Below are 22,293 nucleotides of genomic sequence, written 5' to 3' on the forward strand. Positions count from 1 at the left end.
AAAAAATATGACAGAAGAGAAGATATGTAGTTTTTTTATAATACAGTTTGTAACGTTTTCATGGAACGAAATCATGCTCAAACGAGATTGAGTTAAATTTGGAAAAACGCATGAGGAATATAATGACCAAGTATTATATTACAGGTGGAGCAGTTGTCGTAGATAACGAAAGGAATATACTTCTGAAAAAAGATCCTACTAGAGGATGGGAACTGCCTGGTGGACATGTAGAAAATGAAGAATCGATTTCTAACTGTGTAATAAGAGAAGTTAAAGAAGAAACGGGAATTGATATAGAGATATTGAAGTTTTGTGGTATTTCACAAGATATAAAGAGCAATATGTGTCATACTTTTTGGATAGCTCGACATGTTGGAGGACAAATAACTATATGTAATGAAAGTTTAGAGGTAGGTTTCTATAGTAGCCATGATGCAATGGAAATGATACAGCGTGAAGATTTTAAGTATGAACTTCAAAAATGTTTAGATGAAAAGGAGCATCCTTTTTATATACACAGTTAACTGGGTTGAGGATTTCACACCATTCATACTGAATATGGTAAAAAAGTTATATTAACATAAGGCTCATTATGTTTGTTTCTATTGAGACTAAATTAGAATAACAACCAATAGACCTCATTATAAATGATGGAAGATGCCACTAAAGCTTGTAATATGAAGATTTTTCATAGTACGAAAAGTAGCAATAAATAGGAAAATATTCCAATGTATATAGTGTAGAGTAAGTGTTGGCTTTTGCTATACTCTTTTAATTTTGTTGGCCAAGTAACTTTTCTGCTCAACTTCTCGTATTATTTAGCTATATGAACTTTTGGAAAGCTATATATTGACTTCATGTAAAAAGAATTTATACAATATAGATAATTGTTATCTACTGATCTTTTCGTAATTTTGTTGATATCTCTAGCAACAACTTTATGCTAAACGAGATTTTATGCGATAGCATGGTTTTTTAGAAGAAGAGATGTCACAAAATTCTAGTTGGATCACGTTTAGTTTTTATTACGTAAAACAATAATGACTGAAAACAGCTTTATGTATAAAGGAGAAATGGTAATGCAATACAGCGTAGGTGTTGAGTACGCGCTTCATAGCTTAGTTTATTTATGTTCCACTTCAAATATTGGACCCATAGGAATTAAAGATTTAGCAAAAATACAAGGGCTATCAGAAACATATTTATCCAAAATTTTCACGAAATTAGTAAAAGCTGATATTATTACTTCAAGTACAGGCGTGAAAGGTGGATATGTATTAACGCAACGACCTGAAAATATTACTTTTTGGGATGTAGTAAGGGCAATTGAGGGAGAGAAGCCATTATTTCAATGCAGGAGAATAGTTGACAAAAATATGTTTAACGAGCCATGTAGCGAAGGCGAATGTTCTTCAGACATACCTTGTCGAATAAATCTAACGATGTTAGAAGCTGAAAATAAAATGCGGGATTATTTAAAAAGTAAAACTCTTTTATGGTTAAAAGATACATTGGATCAAGAATTACCAGCTGAAACGATTGAAAAAACAGCAGAATGGTTTGATGAGCATATAAAACCTTAATTAAAACCTGAGAAATCCATTGACGCACTATTTTAACTCACCTAGTTCAATAATGAAACTAACTAGGTTTTTTTGTGTTTTTACACAATGATTGAATCTACAAATAAATTACAAATTGGGAGTTGACAAAAATAAGAAATAATATGTATAATCCAGATAAGGGTTATCTATAAAAGCTAAAGCTAATACCATGTTCGTCGTAATTAGATCAATCAACAATTAAAATCGATATTAGTTATAGTAGTTGGGGCTTCACCTAAATTTTTTTGGTTTCTATTACAGATAACTCTTATCTTAATTATATCTGAAGAAGGAGTGTTCATTAATGAAGACAAGATTTATTATGGGAGACGTTGATCCAGAAGCATATAAAGTTATGTTCGGCTTAGAAGGATATGTATCTCATTCCTCAATTGACAAAAAAATGTTAGAGCTTATTAAAATCCGTGCGTCACAAATTAACGGGTGTGCTTTTTGTATTGATATGCATACGAGAGATGCTAGGAAAAATGGAGAATCAGAAGAAAGAATATATGCCTTAAACGCATGGCGAGAAACGGATTTTTATACTGACAAGGAAAGAGCGGTGTTAGCACTAACCGAATCTATTACATTAGTATCAGAAAAACACGTACCTGATGCTGTTTATGATGGAGTGAAGAATCTCTATTCAGAAAAGGAAATTTCAGAACTAATTATGTCCATTATTACAATAAATGCATGGAATCGAATCGCTATTGCTACACGTATGATGCCGATGAAAAATGAACAGTAAATACAGTCAAGGAACTTGAAACAAGTCAGGTGGAAATGAACGCCACCTGACAGACGAATGTAAAAGAAAGGTAGGACTTTTGGGTTAAAATGAAGTGGGAGACCTATAGCATTTTCAATAATCATGAATTTCTAGTTTTCTCATAAACTGTGTTTAATCCATAAAAACATCTGACTTTTTGACATATTAACTGTTTTCTGAAATTTAATTATTAGTATAATAATAAATATTTAATATGTTTAAAAGGAGGTTATGATATGGATTTGTGGCGAAATAAAGAGTTTTCTATATGTACGAATAACGAGTACTTAAATTTAGATATTATTCATCGTTATTTGAGTGAAGAAGCATACTGGTCAAAAGGGATACCGATGGAGAACATCATAAAATCTATAGCAAATAGTTCGTTATGCTTTGGGGTATATAAAGGGGAAGTAGGAACAGAGGGGTGTGCACAAGTTGGCTTTGCAAGAGTAATTTCAGACTTCTCATCTTTTGCTTACCTTTGCGATGTATTCATATTACCGGATTTTCAAAAATTAGGTTTAGCAAAATGGTTATTGGACATTGTTAACAATCATCCCGAACTTACAAATGTTCGAAGATTTATGCTTGCGACGAAAGATGCTCATTCGTTATATACGAAATATGGTTTTGAACATATTAATAATCCAGAATTCTTCATGCAAAAGGTTCGTAAACCTTCGTATCAACAATAACTTGCAATAAAACGATGTTATGTTGTCTGACGGTTTAATTAATCAATTGCAAGATGTATATATCAACAAAGAGAATAATTGATTATCTATTTTACAAAGAATACTTCTTATTTAGGTATTCTTTTTTTATATTCTTATGTCTATATATCATCATGGTTTCGTCAGATTACTTGAACACACAAAGAGTCACTGGAATGAAACTTCTCCAACACTTACAAGATTCTTATTAATTACGACGTAAATTGTCGTAGTTGTATGCTAATTTTTATTTAATAGCACAACACATTATTTTGTATAAGACAGTTTTCGTATTGTTGTCGTACGAATATCGGGAGGTATTTTGTACAAATAACAACAAAACTTACGACTAGGACTATTAATAAAGAAGGAGTGCAATTTCAGTGGCAGAACCATTAAAGAATATGTACACCGAATCATTTTTTATTCAATTTGCTAATATTGTTAAGGAAGCGTATCCTCAGTTTGACTCAAATCATTTTACGAAGCTTATTTACTGTGATGACTGGGATTCAAAAGAATTAAAGCAGCGAATGAGACATATTACAATATGTTTACGTGAAACATTTCCTCCTTCTTATGAAGAGGCATTAGCTATACTATACAGCATTGCACCACGGTGTCGAGGGATTGAATATATATTCTTTCCTGATTTTGTTGAAGTATATGGTCTTGAACATTGGGATATTTCTATAGCAGCATTAGAACACTTTACAAAGTTCTCGACCTCGGAGGGGGCTGTAAGGCCATTTATTATTGCCTCCCCAAAAATAATGATGGAACAAATGCTTCAGTGGGCAAAGCATGATAATCATCATGTTAGACGACTTGCAAGTGAAGGGTGCCGCCCAAGATTACCATGGAATATAGCATTAAAAGATTTGAAAATTGATCCAACACCTATTTTGCCAATACTTGAATATCTCAAAAGGGATTCATCTGAATACGTAAGGAGAAGTGTGGCGAACAATTTAAATGATATTTCAAAAGATCATCCCCATATAGTGAAAAAAATTGCCAAAGAGTGGTATGGTCATGATTCTCACACTAATTGGATAATCAAACATGGCTGTCGTACACTCTTGAAGCAAGGAGACCCTGAAGCTTTAATTCTATTTGGCTTTGATACTCCTGAAGGAATTACAGTCGATCAGTTATCTTTATCATGCGAAAAGCTAACTGTAGGTGATGATCTAACATTTTCTTTCTCTATTACAAATACATCAAAAAGACCAAAAAAACTCCGTGTAGACTATGAAATTCACTTTGTAAAAGCAAATAACAAAACTTCAGCAAAGAAGTTTAAAATAACAGAGAATACATTTGTAGATACAAAAACCTATACGAGAACCCATTCATTTAAGGATCTATCAACTAGAAAGCATTATGAAGGATTGCATATGTTAAAAATCCTTATAAACAGTGAAGAAAAAAAGCAAGAAAATTTTTATTTGTACAAACCCGTTTAAATATGATCAGATTAAAGCTTATATAAAAAAAGCTGACTGAAAAGGTTAGCCGAGTTAAAATGAAAAGGGATTGCCCAATAGATATAAACCTTTGGACAATCCTTTCTTCATATCTTCCATTTGTGTATAGAAATATTATTCTTCCGTTTAGGTCCTTTTAATATTTTTCAATAACTCTAAAAACGAGCTGAAAATGTACAACCTTTATCATTTTTTTCTTTAATCCTTGCTAAGAAATATCTCTAACATTGATCCCCACTTCTTTAGTTTTAAAAAATACGTAAAATGCTTCTAAACCTTTTATCCTGTAAAAAAGAGTAGGTTATACACAACAGCCATCGCTGCAAAAGAAAAAAGGTGCTACGAAAACAAATAGCTATCAACAGCTTATTCACAATCACCATGTGTTTGTGGAGTGGATCTACAGTTTTGTTATTCGCTTTGATTCGTTGTAGGAAAACAACGAGTGATGATAACTGATATATAAGTTGGTCGAGATAACACAAAATGATTCGGTCATTCACATATCCATACATATTGAAAACAGCTAAAATAATTCCTAATAAGCTTATGTTTTCAAAAGTGGAGGTGTGTCATGGAAAATAAAGGAGATAATCAGTCAGTTCATTTTCGTAATGATATACAGCTATCAGGAGTCTTTCAGGAAAATGAAATAAAATCATTGAAGGGAGTTAAGTGGAAGTTTCAAACTGATGGAAAAATATATTCTTCTCCAATAGTTTTTGATGACACTGTATATATTGGAAGTGAAGATAAGCATTTCTATGCAATTGATAAGAAAAATGGGGAAGTAAAGTGGTGTTTTCCAAGCGGTGGAGCGATACGTTCTGCAGCTAGTATTGCCAATGAGCTGGCATACTTTACTTGCACTGACGGCTTTCTTTATGCTGTCCAAATTGATTCAGGTGAGCTATTATGGCGTTTTGAAACAAACGGGGAAGCTATGGTCGACCCCTGGGATTACTTTCTTTCATCACCTATAGTAAGTGAAGGAATCGTCTACTTTGGTAGCGGTGATCATCATATATATGCTGTTCATGCTCTAACAGGAGAAGAAATTTGGAGGTATAAGACTGGAGGTGTAGTACATGCAACACCGGCAATATACAATCAAACATTGTTCATAGGTAGCTACGATGGTTATTTTTACGCACTACATATTCAAACTGGGAAAGAAAAATGGGTGTTTAGGACAATAGGAGACAAATGGTTTCCGAATGGCGACATTCAAGGTTCGGCATCTGTTTCTAATGGGACAGTCTATTTTGGTAGTCGTGATTTCAACCTGTACGCGATAGACGCTGAAACAGGCAGAGGTGAATGGAATTATAAAGTACCAGGAACTTGGGTTATTACAACACCAACTGTGAAAGATGGGCTTGTCTTTTTTGCTTCATCAGACCATTCTAAAATGTTTGCGATGGATGCTAAAAGCGGGCGAGAAAAGTGGAATTTACCCCTCCATATTAATACGTTCGGATCAAGTATAATAGCACATAATACTTTATATTTTGGAAATATGAACGGGAAGTTTTATGCTCTTAACTTACACACAGGAGAACAACAATGGGTATACGAAACCGAATCAAGTAAGGAAGGCTTCGAAAAATGGTTAGATGATGAAGGTAAGTTAGGTGAAGAACTTAATGAACAACTACGAAATGCAAAGGATATTGACGAATATAGTAAAGTTTATGATACGATTATGTCATTAGGGTCAATCATTTCAACCCCTTTCATTGAAAATGGATCAATCTATTTTGGTAGTACTGATGGCTGCATTTATGCACTTGAATAATAGGTGCGGACATTTATAATGAGCTTATCACAACCTACAAACTTCAGGAGTGGAGTATGAATATCATAAAGTTTCCGATACCCCCATTTCCTTTATTTGTGAATGGGGACCAATATGTATTTAACAAGGGAGATCGTCATTTTAGAAGGACATTTCCTGTATTCGATTTACTATATGTAAAATACGGAAAAATATTTATTACTACGAATGATGTCCAATATGAAATAAATGAGGGGCAATATCTTATTATCCTTCCAGGTGAGGAGCATTATGGACATAAAGACTGTATAGAAGGTAGTCAGTTTATATGGCTGCATTTTCAGTATGAAAAAAAGTATGACTTAGAAGTAAATGAATCAATTGATTGGTCCAACATCGTACAGAACATCCCGTCATATATAGAACCAGCAAACCTACTTTTGAAAATTCCTCAATATGCTAAGATACGAAAAAAAGAATATATGGAAAGGTTGATGGATCGAATTATTGCTTCTAATGACCTGCAAAATCCTGAATTATATTTATACCAACAAATATATTTTCAAGAATTTTTTGTTCAGTTACAAAAAGAAGCAATGACTGTTCAGAATACGTCTGAGAAATTAACAGAACAAGTGATCGTTTATATAAAAAATCATTTTCAAGATCAGGTTACTTTAGATAATATAGCAAGAGATTTACTCTACCATCCAGATTATATAACCCGGTGTATGAAAAGAACAATCGGGGTGACACCGATTCAATTCCTAACTCAATACCGACTCTCTCAAGCGAAACATATGTTAACTAATTCAGATGAAACCATTAATTCAATTAGTAAAGGTGTAGGCATCAAAGATTATGCTCATTTTTCAAAGTTATTTAAGCTACATGTAGGTGTCAGTCCTGCAATATACAGAAAAGAGACTCAGCGAAAATAATAGGACTTTGTCTAAAGACCTATAAAACTATGAATTTGACCTGTAAATGTGCCAATTTGACCCGAAAAACATAGAATTTGACCCGAAAAAGTATAAATTTGACCCAATAATGTTTGTAATAGACCGATTAAACAGATAGACAGCAAAATATAGATCATTCTTATGCAGGAAAGCTAAATTTGTAGATAGAATATATATTTACAAATGATAGAAGGAGAGATGATATGATTGTAATGCCCCGCACCACCCCCATCTATATTAAAAAACTAGAAGCTTTAGTGAGAAGACTTCCGCAAAGTCATCCAAAAAGGGTAGGGATTTCAGAACAGCTATCTAAGCGTTTGGCTGGCTTTAAAGGAGAACAAGAAATAGATTTTCCACTAAGCTTTCTTCCTGAAGAAGAATATCACCTTTTTCATGATTTAAGGCTATTTGATGGAACTCATTACTTTCAACTTGATACCCTCATTCTTTCTCAACGTTTTATCCTCATATTAGAAGTTAAAAATATTAAAGGAACCCTCTATTTTGACTCCCATTTTAACCAACTCATACGAACGATAGATGATATAAAAGAGGGATTTCCTGATCCCATTTTGCAAGTGAAAAGACAGAGTGCTCAACTAGCAAAGTGGTTGCGGATAAGTAACTACCCCATAATTCCTATCGAAACGTTTGTTGTTGTTAGTACCCCTAGAACGATGCTTCAAACTTCCTCTAATAATCAATACATTTACAATAAAGTGCTCCATAGTGCAACACTTCCTTATAAAGTGAATGAAATACACAAATCACATCAGAAGGAAGCTCTTCAATTCAAGCAGCTTCGTAACCTTTCTAACGAATTTATTAACAAACATGTGCCATTAGAGGTGGACATACTTCTTCAACAAAACATTTCTCAATCAGATATACAAACAGGTGTCCAATGTCCTAATTGCTTCTTTCTTCCTTTAGAACGAGATTGGGGTAGATGGAGATGTTCACAATGCAGCACAATCTCAAAAGATGCCCATGTACAAACTTTTGAAGACTATGCTCTCTTAATAAACTCTACGATAACCAACTCATCTGCTAGAGAGTTCTTGCAAGTTTCATCGAGTACAATTGTGAAAAAGATATTGTCTTCGATGAAGCTACCTCATAACGATCTCAAAAAGGGGAGGAAATATTACTTAAGTTAGCTAGTCAAACTGTAATTTAACCTTAGAGTGAAGTGTCGACATATTAGTTTTGTAAAATGAGATCTGCCTTTTTCTCAGGAAGTTCATTTTGTAAGTAAAATGCTTCTGCTTTCCAATACCTATTTTTAAACTTTGTGATGTTTCTCTGTGTATTTGTACTTTCACGAAGAAACCTATGATCCCTCGGACAATCTAAATAAACAACATAATCATAAAATTCCCGCCACTCGTATCGCTGAAGGAAAACCCCTTCAATGATAATGACACAATTTTTAGGAAGTGAGATGCTTCTCACATTGCATGAGTCTGAGTCACCTTCATAATAAGGAAGATTGAGCTCGGTTGCATGTTTAAGTTGTTTGAAAAAATGCTCCTTTAGCCAAGCTTTGTTCCACTGTAAATGATAATACTCATACCACTCTTCTTGCCCAGTATTGTAACGGTTTTTTCGCTCAACGATGTGGTCATCAATATGGAAGATATGATATGGAATATTTAATTCTTGCAAATGATGACTAAGCTTACTTACAAGCGTAGTTTTGCCAGAACGACTTAAGCCATCAATGCCTATAATAAATCGATTGTTGTATTCGGTAGTAGTAAGAAGTTGTATTAATGAATTCACACTATGATCCAAATTAAAAAACCCCTGTAAGCTATTTTCTAAATTGTTGTGGATGTTCAATACGTGTTGAAATAACTAAAATCAGCCTTTATCTAAAGGTTTGATTATTATGAAATCTGTACCTTCATCACATTCAGTATTGATACAATTAGGACATGATTTTTGCTCAATTCATAAACGTTACATTGATGAAGTTGCGTTATAAGAAATTATGTAATGCTAAAATCATAATAACAAAGTTTGCAAAAATATTCCTTCTTCACTTTACATAAACAAAGGATGTTTTCGTACGGATGTTGCTTTTCGTACTAACACATAAGCACGTATACATCTAGCGGTCGTGTTATTGGACCAGCCACCAGCTTACTGTCCATTAACAAAGTTTACGAAAAGAGCAAAAAAAAAATCAGTAAGGGCTAGCATGATATAAATATAGCCCTTACTGACTTTTAAGTTATCTCGTTCTTGTCACTCGATTAAAAATAGGATCTTTCAGCTCAAATTCATAAGTGAGACCGTTGACGATTCCTACAACGTGATGACTATCATAAAGCTCTAACATAAATGCTGCCATTTCTTTGGCAGTATGATATTTAGGAATAACGCCTTCATATTGAAAATCTTCAGCATCAATTGAGTGTTTTCCAAATTCTGTTTCAGTTGCAGCTGGAGCCAAAACCTTTGCTTGCATTTTTGCATTTTGATCTTTTAATTCTTGAGCAAGCCCTTCAGTAAATGCACTTACGTAAAATTTAGTTGCACAGTAGGTTACAGCATCTGCAACAATTGTATAGCCGCCACCCGAAGATACGTTGATAAGCTGGGTACCTTCTACATTTGAGTAGTCACGTACATACAGTGAGGATAGTATCGTTAATGCTTCAATATTTAAATGGAGCATTTTTTCTATTTTATTTAAATTTTGTTCACCAATTCCTGCAAAATTTCCAAATCCCGCGTTGTTAATCCATGTTTCTATGTCTAAATCTTGGAGGTCTTCATATAGTTTATGCGCGTTTTCAATTTCCGATAAGTCAGCTACTCGTATGATAACGTCTAGGTCCGGAGCTACCTGTGCGATTTTGGACTTCAATTCTTCTAACTTGTCTTCTCTTCTAGCAACAATAACTAAGTTTTTTCCTCGAGCGGCAAATGCCAAAGCTGCTTCATATCCAATTCCAGAACTTGCACCTGTAATGACGGTATATTTCATTTATCAAATTCCTCCTTGACTCATTTAAATTGATTCTTCTCACATAGATTGTTGTTTTTCTTACTGAACAATAAAGCCGTATACAACTAGAATTCGTGGGATGTTTTCTTCTATAAAACGATATCTTTGCCTTCTAGTTTAGGAATGATAACAACAAAGTTTACGAAAAGAATCCTTAATTTCAAACTGCAATGTAATTATATTCCTTAGAGCTTACTCTAAGTCAAACTTTTTCATACTAATAAATGGATTAGAATTGTCCTATATGTAGATGAGCAATCATTACAAATAAAATCCAGCTCGTGATGACTGTAGAACATTCCTGTTATAAAATGTAAAAAATGTATTTACTTCCATTATATTTTTTAGGTGTAATAAAATATAGATCAAATAGAAATTATTGGAGGTTTGATAGAGAGGCGTTTTTTGTGAATTTGAAAAAAATAAATTTATGCTTACCAACCTAGAGGTTCGCCTCGCCTTACGCCCAATTATAGATAGGATGTTGTTTCAGGTCATGAATAAGAGGGTGAATTTATTTACAGAGTTGTAAACATTCAAAAAAGGAAATAACACATTTATTCCTTAAGGGAATTGATTAACTAATGTCATAGGCACTCTTAATTGATACTACTAAAGTAAAGAATTCAATATTTAATTAAAATATACATAAAAAAGCAACGATATTACACTGAATGATCAATTAAGAAGGTAATAATATCATAATTATGAAATAATTGTTGAATTTTGTCTAATGATATATTAGCATGAAATTACAATTTTAAATTTTTCGAAAGAAGGTTAAAATTCAAAAAAATTGTAAATACATGTGCATTTAATTTCTTTCCAAAAAAATTCAAGTCATTCGTATGGAAGTACAGTATTGTAAATGAATAACTAAGCATTAATAAAAAAATGAATAGAAGAGGAGAATTTTTCATGTTTAACAAAAATCAATATTTTAATAATCACTTCAAGGAATTATTAACAGAGGAAGAAACATATAATCATTATTTTTATGTAATGAGTATGGCTCCATTAACTAAATATCTTATGTTTCAACAATTTGCTGTATTAATGAATAAGCACATGGCAGTTTCTTTTACTAATAAACGTATTATTATTTGTGAAATGGATTCCATTACTGGAAAATTTACAGAGGGTTTATTTGATATTAATTTAAGTGATGTTAAAAATGTTTCACTAAAAAAAGGATTGCTTAAGACTAAAATAAATATTACATTCTCTGATGATTCAGGTATAATGCTAAAACCTAACAATTTTTGTATAGGCCTATCTAATCATAAACAAAATTTAACAAAATTGATGAAACTATATCAATAATTTGTTGAAGGAAAAAATAGAAGAGCAACAAAATTTGTTATGTTGTTAATTTTGTTCTTTCTTTGAACTTTTCTAACAAATATAAAGTCTTTCTAATAAATATTTATAAGAGAAATTTCTTTGTTTATGTTCGATATTTCTTGTTAATTTCATACTTTTTAAGATTTTGTATTATTAACTTTAAGAATAACTTAATACCAATTTGACAATCATATTTTTAGCTCGGAATCCCATGCATCTTTTAATCCATAAAATAATGTAGATGGTCCTTTCTAGCTTCTTCTCGGTTTTGTTCAGAGATACGCAATCTAGTATAGATGATATTTACTACAACAAACATTGTTGCTTATCACAATTTAATTTCAAGCTTTAACCCACAATTCCATCTGTTTGTATAACTTAGTCATGATATAGCCTATACATCCACAAAATTTGTTTCTGGTTCCTTGAGTTCCAATTGGGTATAACTGTGAACGAATCGCTGGTTCATTCTTTTTGCTTTATAGTTCTTATATACTAGGTAAAAAAGAGCATACATTAGGGTGGCCACAGTAACTTAATTGATCGTTAGAAAAAGAAAAAGGTTATGCTTAATTTAACAATGTATGAGGGAGTGTTACATATTGGGGAATAAAAAAAATGTTAATAACTACGAAGAGGGCAGTTTTTTAATTGATATCTTTGACACAGTAAAAGATATTATTACATTACTATTTAAAGTAGCGGTTTTCCTTATAACAGCTATCAGTTTTATAGGTGCTTATGCTAATACTATTGTAGTAATATCTGCTCTATTACAAGCAGAGTGGGGGAATATGTTATTGCATTTATTTACTGTTTTCTTCTTTATACTAATTATTTTTATCTTATCGAAATTACGAAAAGCTACTGTCGTTTTCACATTAGAATTTTTTATATTCGGTAATGCTTTTGGTTTTCCAAATGGGATTACGTTTATTTCTTTAGTCCCATTAATCACTTTAATAACAATTACTGATCCTTTGCTAAATATAGAATTGAATTTACTGAATATAATTGTGTATTTAGCTGTGAGTATAGGCATGGCTATACCTGTTTTTTCTAAATTTTCGAAATGGTATTTTGCTAGAAAATGAAGATTGTACACCATTATAGTAATACTCTTATCATTTCAAGTTAGATTTTACGTTCAATATAGCTAGAGAAAAGTAGATTTTCATAATATATAAGTTTTTTTGTCGGTTATATGGAATATCGTGTAAAAAAATAGTATAATTTGCAGAGGAATATATTCCTAGTTTTTAAAATTTGTTTACAAGAATTGTAATGCTAGTTTATTTCTAATTACGTAATATGTAAAACCAACCAATAGAGAGGTTCTGTAACTTCATCAAAAGGGGCTGACTTCTAACAATGCAACTATCCCTATTTAAAGGAAGTGTCATATATAATTGTGTACTTCCTGAAAAGAAAAAAGGTCAATATTGGATTACTTTCAACAACAATTTTGAGTATGGGGAAAAAGTTATGAGTGTTGAAGGGGTTGAAGGGGATTGGATACTAAAGTCTAATAGAAATGCATACATAATTGACGAAAATAAACAAAGAATTAAAGAAACGAAAATAGTGCCAATGGAAGTTTATAAGATTTATTTACAGGAATCTAAAGAAACTGTCATATTATTTTCTGAACCCATTACTAACGATAGAAAAACTTTTCATAAACTTTTGCTACCAATAGAAAAAAAGTTGCTAATAGGTCGCTCAGAGGATTGTGATATACAGTATAATAGTAAATTTTCATCCACAAAACATGCGGAATTGGATATATCCCGTGATAGCATAAAAATTAAAAATCTTAGCAATTCGAACGGGACCTATATTAATGATAAAAAAGTTTATGAAAAATCTCTACACCCTGGAGATATCGTATATATTATTGGACTGAAAATAATAATCGGTAAAGGTTTTATAATGGTTAATAATCCCGATGGTCTAGTTGTGTATGATCAAACAATATTAAGGCCATTTAAGAAACAACAAGTTAAAGTCTCAGACGACGTTGATTTTGGAGATTGGGAAGGTGACAATTTATCGGTCACTAAAACCTTTTTTCGTTCACCAAGATTTAAGAAGGAAATACAAAAGCCCAAACTTAAAATTGACCCACCTCCAGCAATGGTAAACATGGAAGAAACCCCATTAATGTTGATGTTAGGTCCATCAATTACTATGGGATTAGCATCTTTATTTACTGGTGTATTTGCATTGCAATACGCATTAAGTAGTAATGGAAATATCATGTTTGCGATACCTACACTGATGATGTCCATAAGTATGTTAGTTGGTACCATTTTATGGCCAATTCTTACAAGAAAGCATGAAAGTAAGAAACGGCGTGAACGTGAGCAGCTTAGACAAAATAAATATTTATCATATATAAATGAGATTCGTGAAGAAATTAAGAAAGAATGTTCGTCACAAACACAAATATTACACGAAAATCATGTAGATGTTAATGAATGTGCAGAAAGAATTATGAACATTTCAAAAGCTTTATGGGAAAGAACTCATGAACAAAATGACTTTTTAAAGTTACGCCTCGGGTTAGGGAATTTACCATTTGAAGCTGATTTAAAGTATCCGGAAAAGAAGTTTTCTTTGGAAGATGATCATTTACAGGACGCACTATATAAACTAGCTGAAGAGCCAAAAGAACTTATAAATGTCCCAATTACTTTTTCCCTTACTCAAGATTGGATAAGTGGCATTATTGGAAATAGAAAATACCTAATTGATCTCGCAAAGAGTTTAGTTATTCAATTAGCAGCTTTACATAGCTATGATGAATTAAAACTTGTTTTTATTTATGACAAGAAGGAACATGATGTATGGGAATTTGTTAAGTGGCTACCACATGTTTGGAACAAAGAAGATAATATTCGTTTTGTTGCATCAGATTCAAATGAAGTAAAAGAAATGTCAGCGTATATCGAAAGTGAAATAGTGAAACGTGTAGCAGAAAATGATCAACAAGAAGATGATAATGTTGTAACACCATACTATGTTATATTTGCGATTGACAAAAGTTTAACTGAAAAGGCTGAAATGATTAACTCCATATCGAATCTTAAAAAGAATTATGGCTTTAGCTTATTATATTTATATGATGAATTAGTTAATTTACCGAAAGAATGTTCTCTAGTTATGGATATTGAGAAAAATATCTCAAAAATTTATGATAAAAACGATCTTTCTGGAAAATATATTCCTTTTGAACCGGAATTCTATTTAGGTAAAGAGGAGCTAAATCTTGCAGTAAAACTAGCAAATGTACAATTGAATTCTTTATCATCAGAGTATTTATTACCTAATATGATAACCTTTTTAGATATGTTTGAAGTAGGTAAGGTCGAGCATTTAAATGCATTGACTCGCTGGAAAGAAAATGACCCGACCATTACTTTAGAATCAAGGATCGGTGTAGATACGAGCGGCAGATGGTTCAACCTTGATTTACATGAGAAGTTTCATGGCCCACATGGTTTGATAGCAGGAATGACAGGTTCAGGTAAAAGCGAATTCATCATGACATTTATATTATCTCTTGCTGTGAACTACCATCCAGATGAAGTTGCTTTTATTCTCATTGATTATAAGGGTGGGGGGATGGCAAACTCCTTTTCGAATTTACCCCATTTAGCAGGGACTATTACAAATTTAGATGGAGCAGCTGTAAATCGATCGTTAATTTCTATTCAAAGTGAACTTAAGAGAAGACAAGCTATCTTTAGTGAAACAAGTACAAAGCTAGATATAAGTAATATAGATATATATAAGTATCAGAAGCTCTACAGAGAAGGTAAAGTTGAAGAGCCACTCCAACATTTATTTATTATCTCTGATGAATTCGCGGAATTAAAAACACAGCAGCCTGAATTTATGGAGCAGTTAGTAAGTGCAGCAAGAATTGGAAGAAGCTTGGGGATTCATCTCATTTTAGCAACTCAGAAGCCTTCTGGGGTTGTTGATGATCAGATTTGGAGCAATAGTAAATTTAGAATTTCCCTAAAGGTACAAGAAAAAGCAGATAGTATGGATGTTATTAAGAGGCCTGATGCTGCTGAATTGTCTGTGACAGGAAGATTCTATTTACAGGTAGGTTTTAATGAGTTATTTGAAATGGGGCAATCAGCTTGGGGAGGAGCCCCGTACTATCCAACAGACCGTATTGAAAAACAGAGAGATGAGACTGTTACTGTAATTGATAACTTAGGTCGAATCGTAAAAGAGACCAAAATAGATAAACGTAAATTATTAAACCCTAACCCACCTAAACAAATGGATGAAATTACAAAATACCTAGCTTCTATTGCTCAAGAAGAAAATATACACGTTAAACCAATATGGTTAGACCCAATACCTGATATGATTTATTTAAATGAATTAAATGAGAAATATAATATCCAGGCATCCAAGACAATTATTAACCCATTAATTGGTGAAGTCGATGACCCAGTAAATCAACGTCAGTTCGGAATGACATTCCCGCTTTCAAATGAGGGTAATGCAATTATCTATGGATCCGCAGGAAGTGGAAAAACAACTTTCTTGACAACATTTTTATATTCTACCATGGAGAACCTTACACCTTCGAATGTCAATGTATATATTTTAGATTTTGGTGCAGAAACTCTTAGAGCCTTTTCAAAAGCACCTCATGTAGGAGATGTCTTATTATCTGATGATAAGGAAAAAATTAACAATCTCTTTAAAATGCTTTATAGTACAGTAGAAAAAAGAAAGAAGCTTTTCTCTGACTATGGTGGTGATTATCAAGCTTATATTAGAACAACTAATGAAGAAATAGCAACTATTGTTGTAGTTATTCACAACTATGCTGGTTTTGCAGAAACATATGAGGAACATGAAGAAGCAATCGCATATTTAACAAGAGAGGGACTGAAGTATGGTGTCTATTTTGTTGTTACTGCACTTAATACGAACGCAATAAGATATAGAATCCTTCAAAACTTTGGGCAACTATATGTATTACAGCTTAATGATGTATCAGATTATTCTGCAGTACTTGGTAATATTGATGGTGTGTTGCCTTCAAAAGCAAAAGGAAGAGGGATATATAAAACAGACCGAACTTACGAATTTCAAATTGCGAATGTGTTTTATAGTGAAGAGGATACATTTAATAATATTCGAACTTATTGCGAGGACTATACAAAACAATGGAATCATAAATCAGCTAGCAAAATACCAATTCTACCGAAGGTCGTTAATATTGATTACTTTAGAGAAGAAATAGGTAGTTACAGTGAGAATATAACACCAATTGGTATTGAAAAAGCGAATCTAAATGTTGCTTATTATGACTTTGGAAAGTCATATATCAATCTCGTTACTTCTCAAAGTTTAAATATGACAAATTTTGTTCAAGGTCTTACACAAGTTATTGCTGCTAATGGTCATTCAGATGTGGTGGTACTTGATCAGGATCATTTATTTATTAAAGAAGATAATCAAGAATATCGTTATATTTCAAGTGAAAACGAGTTAGACCCTACAATTGAGGAAATGTTTAATCTTTTAGTAAATCGAAATAACCTATATAAAGATGCAAAAGAGCATGGTGATGAACTACCTATTTTCGACGAAGTCACATTTGTTATACATTCTCTTACCAGTTTATTTGGGAAAATATCAGAAGATTCTAAGGAGAAATTAACGATTTTACTGGAAAAGGGAGAAATTGAATATAATGTGAATTTTATAATATCTGATACAATTGGTAATTTATCATCTCTTTCTTTTGACAACTGGTATAAGAAACATTTATCACTAACTGATGGAATCTGGATAGGAAATGGTATTTCGGATCAGTATCAATTAAAGCTAAGCATGACTAATAATCTGTATCAAGAAGTTGAAGAAGGCTTCGGCTATAAGTTTGTTAATGGTAAAGTAGCACTAGTCAAGCTATTAACCCCATCTATTAAGCAAAGTGCTGGTAGTCTAGTGGAGGTGTAGTTTTGTGGAAAAAGTTCTAGTGGAAATTTATATACCAGTAATAAATCAATACTATGATGTTTATCTCCCACTGATAAGCAAAATGTATGAAATTGAAGAACTATTAGCAGCTGCTTTTAGTGAAATTTCAAGTGGTTATTTTGTAGCATCAGAGGATATAGTGATTTGTGAGAAAAATACTGGTCGTATATATGATGTTAACAAATCAGTTATGGAACTTGATATAAGGAATGGATCCAAGCTGATGTTGATATAAATAATTTAGATATGAAGGAAGGGAGACTTACTTATGTCAAGAAAAATTGTTGTTGAACCAAGTAGGCTTGAAGAGGCAGCTAGTAAAATAGATTCTCAAGCTGCTGATTATGAAAAGCAGTATAATCAACTATTTAATGAGGTTGATGGAATGGGTGCTGCCTGGAAAGGTGCTGATAATATGGCATTTGTTACACAAATTAAAGGTTTTACTGATGATTTCCAGAAGATGAGAAAGTTAATGATGGATTACTCTGAGTTTTTAAAACAAAGTGCCAAAGTTTATCGTCAGACACAGAGTGAAACTATTAGTCAAGCTAAGACTTTAAGAAACTAGTCTATTTATTTACTATAAAGGAGGATTTTTAATATGGCTACTGAAGGTATCAATATATCATTAGGTGAGGTTTCCAAGACAGCAGGAACAATTCGAAACATAAATCAAAGCTTAAATTTAAGACTCGAGGACATTAAGAAGGAAATGAATAATCTTGCGTCAACTTGGCAGAGTGATGCATCAGAAACAATTAGAAGTAATTTTAATGCATTAGCTCCTAAATTTGAAAACTATAGAGAGATTGTAGAATCTTATGCAAAATTTCTCGATAATACTGTTCAAAACTATAACACTGCAGAGACTAACATTAATAGTAATGCAAGTGCTTTTAGATAGTATGTATTGTGGGGGGCAATTTGCCCCCACTTCTACAAAATAACACAAAGAAGTTGTTTAGTATGGATGATTGATCCACCCTTTTGGATGACATGGAAGAAATAATTAATATACCGTTTTGCCCAAAATGGTGGATCTTTTTTTAAAATGATTATTACAGGATTAGGAAAGGCGTACTTTCCTGTTCTTGTCTAAATTATAGAGAAATTGAAGGGAGAGTGATAGCCCATGGGGATAAATGTTAGTGGAGCAGTTAGTCAGGCTAGAGAAATAGGAAATAAAGGAAATGAACTTCAAAGAATAAAAAATAGTTTAGAAGATTTTAGAACAAATTTAAATAGTGGATGGAAAGCAGAGGAAATGGTATATGTAAACGAGGCTATTGACAATATAAAACTACAACTTACAAAAATAACGTCCAGCCTAGATTCTATAGAATCAAAAATTATTTCAACTGCATATGAAATTAAAAGAGAAGAAGAGCGAGAAGCGGAAGCTAGAGAAAGAGCTCGAGAAAGAGCTCGAGAAAGAGCTAGGGAAAATGCTCTCAGCTAGAATTGATAATTATATTAAAACGTTAAGGGGGGAGGTTATACAGTGGGAAAATTATCTCTTAACAAAGAAAAAATCGAAAGTACAAATTCCGGCTTAGCTATTAGCCTATCAAATATTTCTAGAACTAAGCTAGAATTAAATTCATTAAGCAATCGAATTGATAGGAAAATTATTTCTCGAAATGGTATACATTATAGCTTAAATAGAGTTTCTGATGATTTAATAGAAGTAAAAGATGATCTGCAAAAAATTGAGCATTTTGTCAATAATTCTGCAAATAAATACTTTGAGATGGACGATTATTTGGTGAATTTAGCGTTAGCTCTCGGTAATAAAAGTGGGGATACATATTTCTCAAGGCTGAAACTTGACCCATATCAGTTACTAAACACTCGAGATACAATAATAGATCTTATTAAAGAGATAGCAAGCTCAGAAACTCTGTTAATGTTAGATCAGAACTTAAAATTTAAAGTGATAAATAGAGATGGCAAAAGCTTTATAACACTACGTGGAGCACAAATGACAGTTCCATCTGACTACATTAATTACAGAAACTTACTTGTCCAACATCTTGGTGGAAATTATGGAACGTTTAAAAAAGGGTTTGTCAATCGAATGATAAACGGTGGTGGAATCCCATTGCACATGGGAGAATATGGAATAAATAACAGCGATCTCAGTAAATTTTCTAATTTAAAGTCAGTTCAGCAATATATTGAAGTTTTAGATAATAAAGTGAAAGTTTTTAATGTTGCTGGAAGTTCTTTCGTAAATGAGTTGAAGGTATGGGATGACTTTAATTGGAGCAATACATCTACATTAACGAAAACAGGCAAATTCTTGGGAGGAGCTGGCACTCTATTAACCGGCTTTGAAAATTTACATGAAACCTTCTATGATCCAAAAACAGGATCTTATAACTATCAGGGTATGAATCAAGTAGTAGATTTTGCAGTTAATGTTGGTGTTGATATAGGTATGGGTGCAGGTGCTACGGCTAGTGGGGCTGCTGTGGGGTCATTAATTGTACCACCAATAGGTACAGTGGTGGGTGCTGGTGTAGGTGTGGCTATCAATTTCGGAATTAATTATAAGTTTGGAGAGCCACCTCAGAGTATTGTTGACCATACAAAAGACCTAGCTAGTAAAGTAGTAGATGAAGCAATAGATGTAGTTGGAGAAGCTTTTGATGGGGCTGTAAAGCTTATAGATGGAGTTGGTGACAAGTTAGATAATCTGTTTTGGTAGGTGATAACATTTATATGAAGAATAATTCAAAAGAAGCAAACTATTATTTGTTAAAAAATGTCGCAACGTATCGTTTGAGTCCAGATGGTATTTCAGCCGGTTTATTTTGCTGTTTACTTGTTAGTATACTGATGAACCTCTTTTTGTATTTTGCTGTAAATAATAACTTTAATGTTCACCAAATTTGGCAGCCAATTTTAAAAGTATCAATTATCCTTACAATTATACAATTTTTCATAACAGTTTTTTATGCTAATTATTATAGAGCCTATAAATATCAAAAATCTCAAATATACATCTTTTGTTTTGTTACATTAAAAATGCAGATAGAAGTATACTATGCATTTTTTAGTTTTAGTATGAGTGATGAGCTTAATAGTAATACGATCAATTTGGTCATACTGCTGCTAATAGGTGGTTTTATATTACTTGGACTTTCATTAATGAGAGCATTTTTTCGTATTTTACAAGGTAAATGTAAGGAAAATGGTCCAGGTCTTCTGAATTTTAAGCAATCAAAAGGCTATTTAAGTTTGCCTTTTATTATAATTGCTACAGTTGTAGGAGTTTCATTAACAAACGGAAATGATGTAGATTTTTTTAATTTGATAACTATGTATTTTTTTCCATTATCGATTGCTATTGGTGGGCAGTACGTAATGGCTTTACTATGGCCAGAATTCTTTTTATTGGCATACTGTAAAAGTAAGTTTGGTTCTTTTATAATACCTGTTCCACTACGACATAGGAAAAAAAGAGGGGTAACAAGATGAAAATAAAACGTTGTCCAATTGTTTTTAATAACATTATAAGTTATACAACGAAGTGTAGTCATGATGAATGGCCTCATGCAGCTAGAGAGTTAAGAAATGCAGTGATCAAGAATGGCTTGTATGGTACAGGGCCAATCATATATCAAGTTTCTGATTTTGATGAAGCTGTGAATGAAGCTCAGTATACTTTTTATATCCCAGTAAATGCAGCTGTGAAAATGGCTGAAAATGAAAAATATCGTTTCATGGATAAATTGAATATTCCTGACGGCTTACTTATCAGGCATGCAGATTTGGATGAATCAATAGGTCAATCATATCAACTTTTACAAGCATGTGCAGAAGCTAATGACTTTTCTTTACAAGAACCTTTTTACAACATATATCTAGATGTATATGGGGATGGAATTATAGATATCTTCGCTCCAATTAAGGAGGAGCGTAATGATTAACCATAATGATTCAATTAGATGTACGAATGTAATATCTAGGAAGTACCGTTTTCATTACAAAGAGATGGAGGCGGCCTTATCTGATTTTACGAATGATGTTGTAAAGCTAAATGCAACAATTAAAGGGCCTCTCTTTTACTCTCTTAATAATATACCAAAAGATGAAATAATGAATGTAGAATTTTTTATGCCCGTAAAAGAAGATAAGGTTGATATTTATGATGACATGCTTTTTCAAAGTTATTTTAATATAGAAAACACAATTTCCATTTGTATTCATAATGAATTTGAAACGAATACAGAGGTTGGTTATAAAATACTGTTTGACTATATGGAACAAAAACATTTACGGCAAGTCACACCTATTTTTCATGTGATGTCTGGAGATCAAACAATGCAATATGTGTTTATAAAAATTGGTGTAACTCAAGAAGACATAAAAGAAATATGGAAATAGTACAGTATACTGGTTTATTGATTGTGATGTTTGACCTTTAATTATCCAATTGAAGGATTGCGGAATGAATCAATCGTGTTGGATAGTTGTTTTAAGCTGTAAAATAGCAATAAAGTTGCGAAAAGAGCCTTATAAAAGGTGGGGAGAATATAAAGCGAGATAGAACAGTATTCATTCATGTGATAAT

Annotated in this window: 22 protein-coding genes; 19 read left to right on the forward strand and 3 right to left on the reverse strand. The window is 32.4% G+C overall.

Annotation, left to right across the window (positions count from 1 at the left end; translation table 11 throughout):
* Nucleotides 1-122: 122 nt before the first annotated feature.
* From SLH48_RS07950 to SLH48_RS07965, 4 genes are all read left to right on the forward strand, one after another.
* The gene (locus SLH48_RS07950; RefSeq protein WP_320257717.1) at nucleotides 123-524 is read left to right on the forward strand and encodes an NUDIX hydrolase; all 402 of its coding nucleotides are present in this window, start codon (nucleotides 123-125) and stop codon (nucleotides 522-524) included.
* Nucleotides 525-1,079: 555 nt separating this feature from the next.
* The gene (locus SLH48_RS07955) at nucleotides 1,080-1,583 is read left to right on the forward strand and encodes an RrF2 family transcriptional regulator (RefSeq protein ID WP_214481148.1); all 504 of its coding nucleotides are present in this window, start codon (nucleotides 1,080-1,082) and stop codon (nucleotides 1,581-1,583) included.
* Between the two features lie 325 nt (nucleotides 1,584-1,908).
* The gene (locus SLH48_RS07960; protein ID WP_320257718.1) at nucleotides 1,909-2,358 is read left to right on the forward strand and encodes a carboxymuconolactone decarboxylase family protein; all 450 of its coding nucleotides are present in this window, start codon (nucleotides 1,909-1,911) and stop codon (nucleotides 2,356-2,358) included.
* A 257-nt stretch (nucleotides 2,359-2,615) separates the two neighbouring features.
* The gene (locus tag SLH48_RS07965) at nucleotides 2,616-3,077 is read left to right on the forward strand and encodes a GNAT family N-acetyltransferase (RefSeq protein ID WP_214481146.1); all 462 of its coding nucleotides are present in this window, start codon (nucleotides 2,616-2,618) and stop codon (nucleotides 3,075-3,077) included.
* Between the two features lie 719 nt (nucleotides 3,078-3,796).
* On the opposite strand, the gene SLH48_RS22470 is transcribed toward SLH48_RS07965, so the two are convergent.
* On the reverse strand, nucleotides 3,797-3,913 hold the full coding sequence (locus SLH48_RS22470; protein WP_410627399.1) for a DUF2933 domain-containing protein: 117 nt from the start codon (nucleotides 3,911-3,913) through the stop codon (nucleotides 3,797-3,799).
* Between SLH48_RS22470 and SLH48_RS22475 the strand changes: the two genes are divergently transcribed.
* The 4 genes from SLH48_RS22475 (at nucleotide 3,881) to SLH48_RS07985 (ending at nucleotide 8,487) form a co-directional block, all read left to right on the forward strand.
* Nucleotides 3,881-4,564: a hypothetical protein gene (locus tag SLH48_RS22475; protein WP_413785403.1), complete on the forward strand. Its 684-nt coding sequence runs from the start codon at nucleotides 3,881-3,883 to the stop codon at nucleotides 4,562-4,564. The two genes, SLH48_RS22470 and SLH48_RS22475, sit on opposite strands and share 33 nt — an antisense overlap.
* 595 nt (nucleotides 4,565-5,159) lie before the next feature.
* Nucleotides 5,160-6,383 carry a PQQ-binding-like beta-propeller repeat protein gene (locus SLH48_RS07975; RefSeq protein WP_320257719.1) on the forward strand — a complete coding sequence of 408 codons (1,224 nt, stop codon included), beginning with the start codon at nucleotides 5,160-5,162 and terminating at the stop codon, nucleotides 6,381-6,383.
* 56 nt (nucleotides 6,384-6,439) lie between these two features.
* The gene (locus SLH48_RS07980) at nucleotides 6,440-7,303 is read left to right on the forward strand and encodes an AraC family transcriptional regulator (protein WP_320257720.1); all 864 of its coding nucleotides are present in this window, start codon (nucleotides 6,440-6,442) and stop codon (nucleotides 7,301-7,303) included.
* Between the two features lie 224 nt (nucleotides 7,304-7,527).
* Nucleotides 7,528-8,487 (forward strand): nuclease-related domain-containing protein, encoded by a 960-nt coding sequence (locus SLH48_RS07985; protein WP_320257721.1) that lies wholly within the window; start codon nucleotides 7,528-7,530, stop codon nucleotides 8,485-8,487.
* Nucleotides 8,488-8,530: 43 nt separating this feature from the next.
* Here the strand turns inward: SLH48_RS07985 and SLH48_RS07990 are convergent, their stop codons facing one another.
* Both SLH48_RS07990 and SLH48_RS07995 read right to left on the reverse strand, forming a co-directional pair.
* The gene (locus tag SLH48_RS07990; protein ID WP_320257722.1) at nucleotides 8,531-9,124 is read right to left on the reverse strand and encodes a kinase; all 594 of its coding nucleotides are present in this window, start codon (nucleotides 9,122-9,124) and stop codon (nucleotides 8,531-8,533) included.
* A 442-nt stretch (nucleotides 9,125-9,566) separates the two neighbouring features.
* On the reverse strand, nucleotides 9,567-10,325 hold the full coding sequence (locus SLH48_RS07995; RefSeq protein ID WP_320257723.1) for an SDR family NAD(P)-dependent oxidoreductase: 759 nt from the start codon (nucleotides 10,323-10,325) through the stop codon (nucleotides 9,567-9,569).
* A gap of 939 nt (nucleotides 10,326-11,264) precedes the next feature.
* On the opposite strand from SLH48_RS07995, the gene SLH48_RS08000 reads away from it, so the two are divergent.
* From SLH48_RS08000 to SLH48_RS08050, 11 genes are all read left to right on the forward strand, one after another.
* Nucleotides 11,265-11,669, forward strand: coding sequence for a PH domain-containing protein (locus SLH48_RS08000; RefSeq protein WP_320257724.1), 405 nt, complete (start codon nucleotides 11,265-11,267; stop codon nucleotides 11,667-11,669).
* A gap of 623 nt (nucleotides 11,670-12,292) precedes the next feature.
* Nucleotides 12,293-12,784, forward strand: a complete 492-nt coding sequence (locus SLH48_RS08005; RefSeq protein WP_320257725.1) for a hypothetical protein — start codon at nucleotides 12,293-12,295, stop codon at nucleotides 12,782-12,784.
* A 391-nt stretch (nucleotides 12,785-13,175) separates the two neighbouring features.
* Nucleotides 13,176-17,690, forward strand: a complete 4,515-nt coding sequence (essC, locus tag SLH48_RS08010; protein WP_320257726.1) for a type VII secretion protein EssC — start codon at nucleotides 13,176-13,178, stop codon at nucleotides 17,688-17,690.
* Between the two features lie 4 nt (nucleotides 17,691-17,694).
* Nucleotides 17,695-17,946: a methyltransferase gene (locus SLH48_RS08015; protein ID WP_320257727.1), complete on the forward strand. Its 252-nt coding sequence runs from the start codon at nucleotides 17,695-17,697 to the stop codon at nucleotides 17,944-17,946.
* Between the two features lie 33 nt (nucleotides 17,947-17,979).
* The gene (locus tag SLH48_RS08020) at nucleotides 17,980-18,282 is read left to right on the forward strand and encodes a WXG100 family type VII secretion target (RefSeq protein ID WP_320257728.1); all 303 of its coding nucleotides are present in this window, start codon (nucleotides 17,980-17,982) and stop codon (nucleotides 18,280-18,282) included.
* Between the two features lie 33 nt (nucleotides 18,283-18,315).
* Nucleotides 18,316-18,618: a pore-forming ESAT-6 family protein gene (locus SLH48_RS08025; protein WP_320257729.1), complete on the forward strand. Its 303-nt coding sequence runs from the start codon at nucleotides 18,316-18,318 to the stop codon at nucleotides 18,616-18,618.
* Between the two features lie 228 nt (nucleotides 18,619-18,846).
* On the forward strand, nucleotides 18,847-19,173 hold the full coding sequence (locus SLH48_RS08030) for a hypothetical protein (RefSeq protein ID WP_320257730.1): 327 nt from the start codon (nucleotides 18,847-18,849) through the stop codon (nucleotides 19,171-19,173).
* A 42-nt stretch (nucleotides 19,174-19,215) separates the two neighbouring features.
* Entirely contained in the window at nucleotides 19,216-20,424 is a 1,209-nt protein-coding gene (locus tag SLH48_RS08035) for a hypothetical protein (RefSeq protein WP_320257731.1), read from the forward strand.
* A gap of 14 nt (nucleotides 20,425-20,438) precedes the next feature.
* The gene (locus tag SLH48_RS08040) at nucleotides 20,439-21,197 is read left to right on the forward strand and encodes a hypothetical protein (RefSeq protein WP_320257732.1); all 759 of its coding nucleotides are present in this window, start codon (nucleotides 20,439-20,441) and stop codon (nucleotides 21,195-21,197) included.
* The gene (locus tag SLH48_RS08045) at nucleotides 21,194-21,649 is read left to right on the forward strand and encodes a DUF5085 family protein (RefSeq protein WP_320257733.1); all 456 of its coding nucleotides are present in this window, start codon (nucleotides 21,194-21,196) and stop codon (nucleotides 21,647-21,649) included. Before SLH48_RS08040 ends, SLH48_RS08045 begins: the two co-directional genes overlap by 4 nt.
* Complete coding sequence (locus SLH48_RS08050; RefSeq protein ID WP_320257734.1) at nucleotides 21,642-22,106, forward strand: DUF5085 family protein; 465 nt, start codon at nucleotides 21,642-21,644, stop codon at nucleotides 22,104-22,106. The genes SLH48_RS08045 and SLH48_RS08050 overlap by 8 nt, the downstream gene beginning before the upstream one ends.
* The last annotated feature ends 187 nt before the right edge of the window (nucleotides 22,107-22,293 follow it).

The sequence above is a fragment of the Cytobacillus sp. IB215316 genome, assembly GCF_033963865.1.
GTDB classification, from domain to species: Bacteria; Bacillota; Bacilli; order Bacillales; family SM2101; genus Nanhaiella; species Nanhaiella sioensis.